This is a genomic window from Aliidiomarina sp., from assembly GCF_022565475.1.
Lineage (GTDB): Bacteria > Pseudomonadota > Gammaproteobacteria > Enterobacterales > Alteromonadaceae > Aliidiomarina.
This window is the reverse complement of the sequence record NZ_JAIUMR010000013.1, coordinates 36,047-49,306: the sequence shown is the minus strand read 5'-3', so window position 1 is coordinate 49,306 and position 13,260 is coordinate 36,047. Positions and strand designations below refer to the sequence as shown.

Here is a 13,260-nt window from a genome sequence, read left to right as displayed (position 1 = left end):
CGATCCGCACTGGCTTTCTTTTTAAGCGTTTGATTGGTGATGTGAAGCCGATAACAAATGCGAATTTTTTTAAGCGAAAGAGCAAGCTGATCCCGTTTTATTTCTGATAAACTACATCATCGTTACGAAACTCTTATTAGGCTTTTATGTTTGTTTATAACCCGCCGCAAACCCCTTGGTTATCGATTGTGTATCGTGACGAACACCTTGTTGTTTTGAATAAGCCAGCAGGTCTACTCACCGTTCCTGGCAAAGCACCGGAACACAAAGACAGCTTGGAAAAACGCGTGCAAGCGGTATTGCCGACGTCTTTAATTGTACACCGCCTAGATATGGCGACATCTGGCTTAATTATTATGGCGCTAGATAAGTTTAGTCAGGGGCAATTAGGGCGTCAGTTTCAAGAGCGGCAAGTGAAGAAGCGTTATCGAGCGCGTCTGCATGGTCAGTTAGAGTCCGTTGCGGGCACCGTGGAATTGCCGTTGCGCTGTGATTGGCCGAACCGGCCGAAGCAAATGGTCTGTTATGAACACGGTAAATCGGCATTGACCGAGTATCAGCGTGTTAAACTAGGTGACAATTGCACTGAGGTTTTGCTATTCCCAGTAACCGGTCGTTCGCACCAATTACGAGTGCACATGCAACAACTCGGGCATGCGATCATTGGCGATCGTCTCTACGGCTGTGAGGATTGCAAACAGCAGCCGCGCCTATTGCTACACGCCGAATGGATCGCCTTTCGTCACCCGCGTACAGGTGCGGCACTCGAATTCGAATTACCTGCCAACTTTAGGTTATCGGGGGATTAGTCTTGCGGCGCACGTTGCATTAATTGCGCATTCAGCATTTCCAAACGCTCCGGGGTACCGACGTCGGTCCATTGACCCGGATGGTATTCTGCCGAAATCAAACCTTGCTCGAGTGCTGGCGCGAACACGTCGCGCAGGGCTAGACGCTCACCCGTGGCATGTAGCCATGGTGCAAATAACTCTGCGCTAAGAACACTGATACCACTAAAGGTCAGCCCGGTTTCGGCCTCTGAGCGACACACCAATAGTCCTTGTTCTGTTAACTTAAAATCACCGAGCGGATGATGCTCGGGATTATCAACAAGCACTAAATGAGCAAGCAATTCTGGTTGTTGAGTCAGTGCACACTGCTCCAGCTTGGCGAGATCATAGTCGCACCAAACATCGCCGTTGATCACATAGAAGGGTCCATCACTTAACCAAGGTAAGGCCTTCAGCACCCCACCTGCGGTCTCTAATCCGCCCGCAGGTTCATGACTCCAATGCACCTGCACACCCCATTGACTGCCAGTACCGATTGCCGCGACTAATGCGTGACTCAACCAAGCTGTGTTGATCACAATCTCGCTGACACCGAGTTTCGCTAGCTTTTCGATGTGCCATACAATCAAGGCTTTATTCGCCACTTGCAGCAACGGCTTGGGCGTGTGATCGGTAAGCGGCCGCATCCGCTCGCCACGCCCAGCGGCAAGGATCATGGCCTTTTTCGGTTGGCGACTATGATATTCCGCCACTATGACACTCCAATCGAGTCACGTTGTTGAGCTTTTTCAGCTAATGCCGGTTGCACCCGCTCTTGCAGCCATTGACAGTAATCGTGCAGTTCCGGATATTGCCGCGAAACCGTCACCAAGTATTCAACCGTGCGTGGAATATCATGTAAATATCCTGCCTTGCCATCTCGGTGATAGAGACGCGCAAAAATACCACTTGCTTTGGTATGTCGTTGCAGACCCATCCAGTCAAACCAGCGTTGCCACTGCGAAAAGTCAACATCAGTCAGCAGACCGGCTGCGGTGAAACGTTGATAAGCGTAGTGCAGTTGCTCTTGAACAAAATCGTCCGGCCAGACCACATAACAATCACGCAAAAGCGACACTAGGTCGTACGTAATTGCGCCTTGTACTGCATCTTGAAAATCGATCACCCCTAACTCACCAGCTTCCGCTGCTCCATCGAGTAGCATCAAATTGCGTGAATGATAATCACGATGAACACCCACTTGCGGTTGCACACGCGCATTGTCAATTAAAAGCTGATTTACCCGTTGCCATAATTTTGATTCTGCTGGCGATAATTCCATGCCAAGGTGCGTCTTTAACAGCCAGTCATGAAAAAGGCTATTCTCGCGCGTGAGCAGTGCGACGTCGTAATCGGGCACGCTTCCTTCTGTATGTTCGGTCACCTGCATAATTTGTGGTAGCAGATCAATCGCGGCGCGATAGCGCGACGACGCAACCGTCTTATTCAAACCGCTCGCAAACAAGGTATCGCCAAAATCTTCCAAAAGCATCACGCCCAAGGATTCGTCAAACGCTAACACCTCTGGTGTTCGCACTCCGCGCTGCTGATACGCATGGGCTAACGCAATGAATGGTTGTAACGACTCAGGGGGTGGCGCATCGACCAAGACCATCGTTTGTCGCGCGCCCGCACTACTGACAACAACCCGAAAATAGCGCCTAAAACTGGCATCGCCGGCCAATGACTCAACGTCAAACGTGGATTGTGGCAACAAGCGTTGAAGCTGTTGTTGCAGCCAAGGCTGGAGAAATTGCAGTCGTTGATCCACGGAAACCTCATAAAATTCTGATTTTTTAACCTGACTGGGCATATTAGCAAATAGCCCCGAAAACGAAATTGCTTTATCATAACGCTTACCATGTCGAATCAAACAAGAATAGTTAACTTTTCATGAGTGAACAGCAGGAATTCATGCTGAAGTCGCGTCGTAGCCTATCAAAGAAATATGCTGCGCGTTTTCTTGTGCCTAGTGTCGTAATCACCAATTTGTTACTTTCACCATCGGTATTGGCACAGCAAACAAGTCCGCGCCCCGTGCTTGCCGTCAACGACGCACCCCCCATGCATCTGCGCAGCTGTGCGATTAACCCTGCATGGCTCGACGATATTCCCTCGCTCGCGTCGCTCCAGCGCGATGGCGACATTGATGATGAGGATTTACTGGTACTTTCCGAATACAGCCAACTCGACGCCAACCGTTTTGCTCGGTTTCGCGGTCATGTTGTGGTTTTGCAGGGGCATCAGCGACTGGTGACCCGCAATGCAACCTTTGACAATGTCACCGGGGTTTTACAAGCGGATGGTGGACTGTTATTCAGTGATGACTACATTGCCGTTCGTGCGGCTGACATTCAGGCGGATAGTTTGGGTCAAAGCGCATCGATTATTGATAGTGAGTACTTGCTTATTCCGCGCTCTGCTCATGGTCGAGCGGGTCAGATTGATTTAGCCATGGCTGAAGGACAGCGTCAGGTCGTGCTCCACGATGGTACCTTTACGACCTGTCCAGGTGATCGCCCTGCTTGGCAAATTGCCGCGCGCAATATTGAAATGAACGAGAATGAAAGCTGGGGCACCGCCCATCATGCTCAATTTCGCTTGTTTAACGTACCCGTGCTGTATATTCCTCGGTTTAGCTTCCCACTCACGGACGAGCGTAAATCCGGCCTGCTTTACCCGACGATTCGGAGCTCTGCTCGCAACGGTGTGGAACTGGAAGTACCTTACTATTTTAATCTAGCGCCAAACTACGACGTTACTCTGACGCCTCGGCTGATGACCGATCGCGGTGTTATGGGTATGGTCGAAACACGCTATTTAACTGAGCAGCATCGCGGCGTCGTTGAAGTCAACTACCTCCACAGTGATCGGCGCAGCAGCCTCGACAATAGTCGCTCGCTCTGGCGTGTGGAACAAAATTCACGTCTCTCGGAGCGTTGGTCAGGTTACGTCGACTTTGCCCAAGTGAGTGACACAGCTTATATCAACGATTTCGGCAGTACCTTTGTCAATCGTGCCGATCCGCATTTATACCGGCGCGGCCAATTTGACTACCACAGCGGTCAGTCGCACTTGCAGATCCAATTTGAAGACTTCCAAATGTTAGGGCCATATCAGGCGCCTTATCGAACACTCCCGCGCGTTTCAGGCTGGCATCAAGAGAGCCTTGCCAATCATCTCGATTTACGTGTTTTTTCGGAAGTGACCCAGTTTCGCAATCCTCTCGATGCCAATGACTCTGCGACCCGTGTCCATGTCGAACCAACACTTCGCTATCAACTTGTGCGCCCAGCGTGGGACTGGCAAGCAGATGTGAGCTATTTAGTCACACATTACAACCAAAGCGGACGAGACGATCGGGATTCATCTGTCACACGACATTTGCCGCAGTTGCGTTGGCATGGTCGTATTCACCTCGAACGACCATTTGCCAATAGCAACGGCTTTCAAACGTTAACGCCGCAGCTGCAATATTTGTATGTGCCGCATCGAGAGCAATCGCGAATTGGCATTTATGATACAATTTTAATGCAAGACGATTACAACAGTCTGTTCCGTCCGCGTCGCTTTACCGGCCTCGATCGGATTGCCGATGCCCATCAAGTAACGGTGGGAGCAACCACGAGTTTCTATAACAATACTGCTGATGAGTTAATGCGTTTGAGTCTAGGCCAAATTCTTTATTTAGACGAAAGTCAGACGCAGCTATTTGACGAAACCAGTCGAATTACGGCAAGTAACTCCGAAGTAGCGGCAGAGCTTGATTTGCGGGTTTCACAACGTTGGTTTGCAAGCTCAGCAATTCAATACGATACCGACTTGAGTCTGGTCCGCAAAAGCCGTGTTGCACTCGAATATCGCAAAGATGAAAGTAACTTGATACAGTTGAACCATCGTCGGGTTCGCGGACTCGTGGGCACCACGGAAGAAGTTGAACAAGTGGGGATTGTCACCTCATGGCGGATCCATCAAGACTGGGCATTAGCGAGTCATTGGTATCAAGATTTGCGAACAAATCGAACTATGGACGCATTATTTGGTCTGCAATATGACAGTTGCTGCTGGTCCATACAAGTAAGCGCTTATCGGCGTGTAAACCGCAACTATGATTTAAATTTCGGTGAGGGGCCTTTACCACTTGCCGACTTTGACAATGGCGTCAGTTTGCAATTTTCGCTAACTGGTTTAAGTAATCGCGCTGGCGCTGGCATTATGAATTTATTACAACAGGGTATCTTTGGATATCGTCGACCATTTTATTTAAGTAATTAACGGAAGTTTTATGAGAAAAATAACAGCCTTGGTTTTCGGTGTCGTTGCCATGCTGGCGAGTGCCGCCGCAACCGCAGAAACGTTGCTGGACCGCGTCGCCATTATTGTTGACGAGCAAGTCGTACTGGAAAGTGAGTTAGAGAGCCTGATTGCTTCGGCGCGTCGCGAGATTCAGCAGAACAACACACCGATGCCGTCAGAGACCGCTTTGCGTACTCAGGCTTCAGAACGTTTGATTCTGCAAAAACTGCAAATGCAAATGGCTGAACGAATGGGTATTCAAATTAACGATGCATATCTTGACCAAGCCATTGCCGGTATCGCTGCGGAAAATAACGTTCCGGTCGACGCCATGCGTCAACAAATCGAAATGAGTGGCGCGTCATGGGCTGAGTACCGTGAAGAGATTCGTAATCAAATTCTGATGAGTGAAGTACAAGGTGCCGCCATTCAGCGTCGTATCTATATTAGTCCGCAAGAAGTTGACTTAGTAACCGACCTGATTAAACAACAAGGCACCCAGAGCACTGAGTATCGCGTTGCTCACATTCTAATTGGCATGCAAGACGAGCAAGGTAACGACGACGAAGCGGGTGCTCGCTCACGTGCCGACCGCGTAGTCGAGCTTGCCCAGCAAGGTGACGACTTTGCCCAGTTGGCCATTACCAGTTCAAGCGCGGCGAACGCACTTGAAGGGGGCGATATGGGTTGGAGCTCATTAAACGCAATGCCAACCTTATTCGCGAACGCGCTGCAAGGTACGACGACCGGTGATATCGTAGGCCCACTGCGCAGTGGCATTGGCTTCCATGTTCTCAAAGTGACCGACATGCGCGGTGTTGAGCAAGCGACAATGGAAGAAGTTCGCGCCCGTCATATTCTTATTCGCCCGTCAGTGATTCTTTCTGATAATCGTGCCCAACAAATGCTCAACCAATTCCGCGAGCAAATTTTGGCCGGTGAGAAGTCATTTGGCGAGTTAGCTGCCGAGAATTCAGCCGACACCGGCTCTGCACAGCGTAATGGTGAGCTGGAATGGGCTGTTCCTGATGTTTATGTACCAGAATTTCGTGACCGTGTTCGTCGCTTACCAGTAAATGAAATTTCTGAGCCGTTCCGTACCACGCATGGCTGGCATATTGTTGAGGTCCTTGAACGTCGTCAACAAGACATCACCGAACAACGCTTTGTCGAACAAGCGCAACAATTACTCTATCGTCGTAAATTTGCCGAAGAGCTCGACGTCTGGTTGCAAGAAATCCGCGCCAATGCGTTTGTTGAGTTTCGTGATTAAACACCGATGACCTTACGCATTGCCGTAACACCGGGAGAGCCGGCCGGGATTGGACCCGATTTGTTGCTCCAGATTGCTCAGCAGGATTGGCCTGCTGAGCTTGTCGTTTGTGCCAGTAAAACATTATTACTGGAACGAGCCGAACAACTGGGTCTGACCATTCAATGTCGTGACTATGATGCAAATCAGGCGCCACAGCCTCATCAAGCAGGTGTGGTAACCGTCTGCGACGTCCCCTTAGCCTGCCCCGTTACTCCTGGTCAACTGGACGAACGCAATGGTGCTTATGTCGTTGAAACTCTGCATCGCGCCAGCGTCGGTAACCTTTCTGGCGAATTTTCCGCGATTGTCACTGGGCCGGTACATAAAGGGATTATCAATCAGTCCGGTGTTGCTTTCAGTGGCCACACTGAATATTTCGCTCAACAAGCGAATCGCAAAGACGTGGTCATGATGTTAGCCACAGAAGGGCTGCGCGTCGCTTTGGTCACCACCCATATTCCGCTCGCGTATGTTTCAAAAGCGATCACCGCCGAGCGATTAAGCCAAGTGATTCATATTTTACATACGGACTTAGTGGAAAAGTTTGCCATCGCTCAGCCTCGTATTTTGGTCTGTGGCTTAAATCCTCACGCCGGTGAAGGCGGGCATTTGGGCTTCGAAGAAATCGACGTCATAGCACCGACCTTAGCGGCATTGCGCAAAGAGTTTGGCTATAACCTGTCGGAACCTCTGCCCGCTGATACCATTTTCCAGCCTAAATACCTTGAAAATGCGGATGTGGTGTTGGCCATGTATCACGATCAGGGGCTGCCCGTGTTAAAATACAAGGGCTTCGGTGCGGCGGTGAACATTACCCTAGGTTTGCCTTTCGTGCGTACATCGGTTGATCACGGTACCGCCCTTGACCTCGCTGGCAGCGGCCAAGGTGACACCGGCAGCTTTCGAATTGCATTGACACAAGCGATACAGATGGCCAATAAACATCAGCTCCAGAAACAAAGGATACCTGCTGACACATGAGTAAAGCACTCGACGGTCACCGCGCTCGCAAGCGCTTTGGTCAGAACTTTTTACAGGACGAAATGGTCATCGACGCTATCGTCGACGCGATCGCCCCAGAACCTGGCCAACCTATTCTAGAAATTGGGCCGGGGTTAGCCGCCTTGACTCGTCCGGTTGTCCAGCGCAGTGGCCATCTTCATGTGGTCGAGTTAGACCGTGACTTAGCCTCGCGACTCGAGAAGTCACCTGAGTTTGCCGGAAAATTAACGGTCCATCGCGCCGATGCGTTGAAGTTTAACTTTGCGGATTTAGCGAAGGAGCTCGGCACACCGTTACGCGTCTTTGGTAACTTACCGTACAATATTTCAACACCACTAATCTTCCACTTGCTGAGTCAAGTGAACACCATCAGCGACATGCATTTCATGTTACAAAAAGAAGTGATTGAGCGCATGGCCGCAGCACCGGGAAGTAAAGCGTTTGGGCGCCTGACCGTCATGATTCAACAGGCGTGCGAAGTGGTTCCCGTGCTTGAGGTTCCACCAGAAGCGTTTGACCCGGCACCGAAGGTCGACTCTGCTGTGGTCCGGCTGCTCCCTTATTCTGAATCGCCATGGCCGGTACTCGATCGAGCGACACTTAATCACGTCTGCCATATGGCCTTTCATCAACGCCGGAAAACTCTGCGCAACAACATGAAAAAGTTAATGAGTGCGGATGAATTAGAAACACTAGGTATCGATCCGGCAGCGCGTCCTGAAACTCTATCCGTCGCTGACTTTGTAGCGATGGCGAACTGGATTACAGAGCATAACCGAACTATATGAAGTCATATTCCATTGATGTCACTATCGCCACTGAATATTTGCCCGACCAATCTGAGCCGGAGCAGAATCAGTTTGTCTTTGCCTATACCATTACCATTGCCAATCATGGTGAAGAAACGGTGCAGTTGGTCAGCCGCAAATGGGAGATTACTGACGCGGACGGCAAAACCACAGAAGTTATTGGTGACGGTGTCGTTGGTAAACAACCGAAAATTGATCCCGGCAAACGATTCACGTACACCAGTGGTACGGTTTTAAAGACGCCCGTTGGGCACATGCAAGGCAGCTATGGCATGGTTGATCAAGACGGTCAACGTTGGAGCTTACCGATTCCCATGTTCACCTTAGCGAAGCCAAATATTCTCCATTAGGAGCAAACATGGCGCGATATATAGTCGGTGACATCCACGGTTGTTTACAACCTTTGCAAGCACTCCTTCAACGCGTCGATTTTGATCCCAAGGCCGACGAACTTTGGGCTGTGGGCGATCTTATCGGCCGTGGTCCGCAAGCCCAAGCAACCCTCGAGTTTTTGGCTGAGTTAGGCTCATCATTTCGCTGCGTTTTAGGCAATCACGACCTCCATGCCCTCGCGGTATTCACCGAGGTCAAACGCATCAATGCAAAAGATAATACTGCGGATATCGTGCATTCCCGCGATCGCGATTTTTGGGTGGATTGGCTACGTAAACAGCCACTTTTGGTCGCCGACGGCAGCCAAGCCATCGCCATGGTTCATGCAGGCATTCATCCCGATTGGCGCATCGATGACGCTGCCGCCTATGCCAGCGAAGTCGAACTGTATTTACGCAGTCGCCAGTTTGTGACTTTATTGGAACACATGTACGGTAACGAAACTCAGCAATGGCACGACGACCTTAGCGGCATCGATCGACTACGTTTCTTTATTAATGTATTTACGCGAATGCGCTATCTAACAGCCGACTATGGTGTCGAACTGACCTGTAAAGCACCACCCGCTCAAGCTTTGGATATGGGGCTCAGACCTTGGTTTGAACAGCTCAAGATTGCACCGTGGCAGCTTGCTTTTGGCCATTGGGCAAGCCTCGAGGGCAAAGCGAACCATGACAGTGTGCTCGCGTTAGATACCGGTTGCGTGTGGGGCGAGCAGTTAACCCTTTGGGATTGTGAGCGAAAAACACGTGTCAGCGTGCCGGGGTGGCAACGCTGACTGCGTTCGTTACAATCAGCTTAACTGAGTATAATACGGGCAAATTTGCGTTTACCGACCTGATACACAGCGGTACCTGTTGCACAAACCATACGGGCATCGTCGACACGCTCACCGTCAATACGCACGGCCTTCTGTTTCACCATGCGCATGGCTTCCGAGGTTGATGCAACCAAGCCAGCTTCCTTCAACACATTAGCTAAACCACGTTGTTCCTCACCTAACTGCAACGTTAGCTCTGGCATATCGTCTGGAATTGCATTCTTCTGAAAGCGTTGAATGAAGTCAAGCTCCGCCGCATCTGCATCGGCAGCACTGTGAAAACGAGCAATCAACTCTTTGGCTAACTGCACTTTCGCGTCGCGCGGATTTGCACCGGCCGCCACTTCGGCTTTCAATGCTGTCAACTCTTCGGTTGGGCGGAAGCTTAATAGGTCGAAGTACTTCCACATCAATTCATCAGAAACCGACATCAGCTTACCGAACATGTCGTTCGGTGCGTCGGTAATGCCGACATAGTTACCCAACGATTTCGACATCTTTTGCACACCATCGAGGCCTTCGAGTAACGGCACGGTAATCACGGTCTGCGGGCGTTGCCCTTCTTCTTTTTGTAGTTCACGACCCATCAACAAGTTAAAACGTTGGTCGGTTCCACCCATTTCTACATCGGCTCGCAACTCAACCGAGTCCCAGCCTTGCACAAGCGGATAGATAAATTCATGAATCGCGATCGGCTGACCACCTTGATAGCGCTTTTTAAAGTCATCACGTTCGAGCATCCGCGCAACCGTTTGCCGCGACGCCAATTTAATCATGCCTGCAGCGCCTAAATTATTCATCCATTCGCTGTTGAAGCGAACTTCAGTTTTGGCTGGGTCAAGAATTTTGAAGACTTGTTCTTTATAGGTTTCAGCATTGGCGAGCACATCCTCGCGACTCAACGGTTTTCGCGTGACATTTTTGCCGGTTGGGTCACCAATCATGCCGGTAAAATCACCGATGAGAAAAACAACCTTGTGACCGAGATCCTGGAAAATCCGCAGTTTGTTGATCAGCACAGTGTGACCCAAATGTAAATCAGGTGCGGTCGGATCAAAGCCAGCTTTAATGACCAGCTGCCTACCTTCTTTTAATTTGTCGATAAGCTCTTGTTCGACAAGAACTTCTTCCACCCCTCGAGTGATTAGCTCGAATGCTTCTTGAACAGATGTGGTCATTTTTACTCCAAGCGCTGAAACTTTTTTGCGTTTCTGCATTCTACTTGATTCGTAGGATGCTTTTAAGCGTTGAGTAAAGGTTTGTGCGGAAAAATGTGCAAGCTGGGAAAAAATGCTAAGATAATGTGGTAAATGCAGTTCAGGGGTTCAAAATTAAAATGGTCAAGCCGGTTACACAACTATTAGAAAAATTACCGAGGCGTCACCAGTTTATTATTCTTTGCGTCGGGATTCTTCTCCTCGTTCTGATGGTGTGGCCGTCGGAAAAGGCCAGCGCATCTCGCGATATGGCGATTGCAGAACCGCTTGAGCCGGGCGTTCGCTACAGCCTTGACTTGCATCTTGGCGAGTCGGCATTACCCGAAGATGACGAGCAAGGTTTAGTGTGGGTTGACTATGAAGTTCGCTCAGGCGACAGCATGGCCATTATCTTCCAACGTCTGGGTTTTTCCGCGCGTCAGCTCCACCAATTAACCCAAACCTCAGGGGCGACTAATCTTCGTCGCATCCACCCCGGACAAACCTTACGTTTCGCACGTTCAGAGGACCATGAGCTGATCGCGCTACACTACCGACTCAATGAATTAGAAACGCTAGTGATTGAGCGTAACGATGACGGTCAATACGAAAGCTCCATTGAAACCCAAACGACCGACATTCGCCTCGCCTTTGCCCATGCTGAGATCACCAGCAATTTCTGGAATGCGGGCGTCCAAGCTGGTCTGACTCAAGGTCAAATTATGAGCCTTGCCGAGTTATTCGGTTGGGATGTGGATTTCGCTCTCGATATTCGCCGCGGTGATCAATTTAGCGTGCTGTTTGAACAACGATTTGTTGACGGACATTATGTTGGTACTGGGCAAATTGTTGCCGCCGAATTTGTTAACCAAGGCGAGCGATTCACAGCAGTTCTGCATGAAAATGGCAGTTACTACACAGAAGCCGGTCGCAGCCTGCGTAAATCCTTCTTGCGCGCTCCGGTTGCATTCAACCGAGTCAGCTCTGAATTCAACCCACGTCGCTTACATCCGGTCACCGGTCGTGTCGCGCCGCACCGCGGGATTGATTACGCCGCCCCAGTTGGAACGCCGGTTATGGCCTCCGGTGATGGTCGCGTTGTTGAGAGTGCCTATAACAACTTGAACGGACACTATATTTTCATTCAACACGGCGAGCGTTACATGACCAAGTACTTGCACCTTCATCGTCGCTCGGTGCAAAAAGGTGACCGTGTTCGTCAAGGCCAAGTCATTGGCCAAGTCGGTGCAACCGGGCGAGTCACCGGCCCACATTTACATTATGAATTCCTTGTTGACGGTACCCACCGTAATCCACGAACGGTGAACTTACCCGAAGCACCATCGTTACCAAGAGAAGAAATGCCGGTCTTTAACCTGCTCGTCGAAGAACGTATGGCGATGATAGAAGGGCGTAAACGCTTCTACCTCGCTTATGCTGAATAAAGCCGTGTGACGATGAAACAGGACGAGCTCTATCTTGGCATTCTTTCTGGCACGAGCCTAGATGCTCTCGATATCGTCCTCGTCGCCATCAACACCGATGGTGATGTGCATCATCGTGCAGCAATCAATTGGCCGCTGCCGCTGCCACTGCGGAAGCTCTGCCAGCAACTGTGCACCCCCGGAACCAATGAACTGGTGCGTTACGGTACTGCAGATCGTCTATTTGCGCAGACGGCTGCTGAGGGTGTACTGCATCTACTGAAACAAGAACAAATCAGTACCGACGCGGTCACTGCTATTGGTAGTCATGGCCAGACCGTGCGCCATCATCCAGATTTATCGCCCGGTTTTACCTTGCAACTCGGCTGCCCGCATACACTTGCGGCATTAACCGGAATTGATGTGATTGCTCAGTTCCGCCAGAAGGATATTGCCCTCGGTGGTCAAGGCGCCCCTCTCGCGCCAGCCTTCCACGAAACCGTGTTTCGTTCACCGCAAAGCAATCGAGTCATTGTTAATATCGGCGGCATCACCAACCTGACCTTGTTACCTGCCGACCTCAGTGGCGCTGTCATTGGCTTTGATAGCGGCCCCGGGAACACCTTAATGGATGACTGGATTTATCGTCATCATCAACAACATTACGATGTTAATGGCCATTGGGCGGCAAGTGGGCAAGTGCATCCACAATTATTGCAATTACTCCTCAGCGACTCTTATTTTGCCAAAGCAGCACCGAAAAGTACCGGTCGCGAGTATTTTACCCCGCAGTGGTTACATCGTGCCTTGGAGCATTTCTCCGCGATTCAACCTGAGGATGTGCAAGCGACGTTGGCTGAGCTTACAGCACAATCATTATGCTCCGCGATCGCAGTAACGGCGGAGCAACACCAACTCACCATCGACGACGTCTATGTATGCGGCGGCGGTGTGCATAATCAACATTTGCTCAGCCGCTGTGCGGCACTCTTGCCAACCCCTACATGGCAAAGCACAGCAAGCCTTGGGGTTGATCCTGACTGGGTTGAAGGTGCACTGTTCGCTTGGTTGGCTTGGTGTCATCGCCACAAAAAAGCACCAGACCTAAGCAAGGTAACTGGTGCTTCTAAAGCGTCAATTCTCGGTGCCCACTTCCCAGCAGGCTAGTCCTTAGC

12 protein-coding genes are annotated in these 13,260 nt (G+C 50.5%); 9 read left to right on the top strand and 3 right to left on the bottom strand.

Annotation, left to right across the window (positions count from 1 at the left end; translation table 11 throughout):
• The first annotated feature begins 146 nt into the window (after window positions 1–146).
• Entirely contained in the window at window positions 147–809 is a 663-nt protein-coding gene (locus LAT77_RS10960) for a pseudouridine synthase (protein WP_290564604.1), read from the top strand.
• Here LAT77_RS10960 and murU read toward each other — a convergent pair.
• Both murU and LAT77_RS10950 read right to left on the bottom strand, forming a co-directional pair.
• Window positions 806–1,507 (bottom strand): N-acetylmuramate alpha-1-phosphate uridylyltransferase MurU, encoded by a 702-nt coding sequence (murU, locus tag LAT77_RS10955; protein ID WP_367118152.1) that lies wholly within the window; start codon window positions 1,505–1,507, stop codon window positions 806–808. The genes LAT77_RS10960 and murU overlap by 4 nt on opposite strands.
• 35 nt (window positions 1,508–1,542) lie before the next feature.
• A complete protein-coding gene (locus tag LAT77_RS10950; RefSeq protein ID WP_290564602.1) occupies window positions 1,543–2,601 on the bottom strand; it encodes a phosphotransferase in 1,059 nt (352 codons plus the stop codon).
• A gap of 122 nt (window positions 2,602–2,723) precedes the next feature.
• Here LAT77_RS10950 and LAT77_RS10945 point away from each other — a divergent pair, with 122 nt between their 5' ends.
• The 6 genes from LAT77_RS10945 to LAT77_RS10920 are packed head-to-tail and all read left to right on the top strand — an operon-like array spanning window position 2,724 to window position 9,423.
• A complete protein-coding gene (locus LAT77_RS10945; RefSeq protein ID WP_290564601.1) occupies window positions 2,724–5,105 on the top strand; it encodes an LPS assembly protein LptD in 2,382 nt (793 codons plus the stop codon).
• A 10-nt stretch (window positions 5,106–5,115) separates the two neighbouring features.
• Window positions 5,116–6,399 carry a peptidylprolyl isomerase SurA gene (gene surA / locus LAT77_RS10940; protein WP_290564600.1) on the top strand — a complete coding sequence of 428 codons (1,284 nt, stop codon included), beginning with the start codon at window positions 5,116–5,118 and terminating at the stop codon, window positions 6,397–6,399.
• Between the two features lie 6 nt (window positions 6,400–6,405).
• Window positions 6,406–7,422, top strand: coding sequence for a 4-hydroxythreonine-4-phosphate dehydrogenase PdxA (gene pdxA, locus LAT77_RS10935; RefSeq protein ID WP_290564599.1), 1,017 nt, complete (start codon window positions 6,406–6,408; stop codon window positions 7,420–7,422).
• The gene (rsmA, locus tag LAT77_RS10930) at window positions 7,419–8,231 is read left to right on the top strand and encodes a 16S rRNA (adenine(1518)-N(6)/adenine(1519)-N(6))-dimethyltransferase RsmA (RefSeq protein ID WP_290564598.1); all 813 of its coding nucleotides are present in this window, start codon (window positions 7,419–7,421) and stop codon (window positions 8,229–8,231) included. The genes pdxA and rsmA overlap by 4 nt, the downstream gene beginning before the upstream one ends.
• A complete protein-coding gene (apaG, locus tag LAT77_RS10925) occupies window positions 8,228–8,602 on the top strand; it encodes a Co2+/Mg2+ efflux protein ApaG (protein ID WP_290564597.1) in 375 nt (124 codons plus the stop codon). The genes rsmA and apaG overlap by 4 nt, the downstream gene beginning before the upstream one ends.
• A gap of 8 nt (window positions 8,603–8,610) precedes the next feature.
• Window positions 8,611–9,423, top strand: a complete 813-nt coding sequence (locus LAT77_RS10920) for a symmetrical bis(5'-nucleosyl)-tetraphosphatase (protein WP_290564596.1) — start codon at window positions 8,611–8,613, stop codon at window positions 9,421–9,423.
• 20 nt (window positions 9,424–9,443) lie between these two features.
• Here the strand turns inward: LAT77_RS10920 and tyrS are convergent, their stop codons facing one another.
• Entirely contained in the window at window positions 9,444–10,643 is a 1,200-nt protein-coding gene (tyrS, locus tag LAT77_RS10915) for a tyrosine--tRNA ligase (protein WP_290564595.1), read from the bottom strand.
• A gap of 158 nt (window positions 10,644–10,801) precedes the next feature.
• On the opposite strand from tyrS, the gene LAT77_RS10910 reads away from it, so the two are divergent.
• Together LAT77_RS10910 and LAT77_RS10905 are read left to right on the top strand one after the other, a co-directional pair.
• A complete protein-coding gene (locus LAT77_RS10910) occupies window positions 10,802–12,106 on the top strand; it encodes a peptidoglycan DD-metalloendopeptidase family protein (protein ID WP_290564594.1) in 1,305 nt (434 codons plus the stop codon).
• 12 nt (window positions 12,107–12,118) lie between these two features.
• Complete coding sequence (locus tag LAT77_RS10905) at window positions 12,119–13,252, top strand: anhydro-N-acetylmuramic acid kinase (RefSeq protein WP_290564627.1); 1,134 nt, start codon at window positions 12,119–12,121, stop codon at window positions 13,250–13,252.
• Window positions 13,253–13,260: the final 8 nt, after the last annotated feature.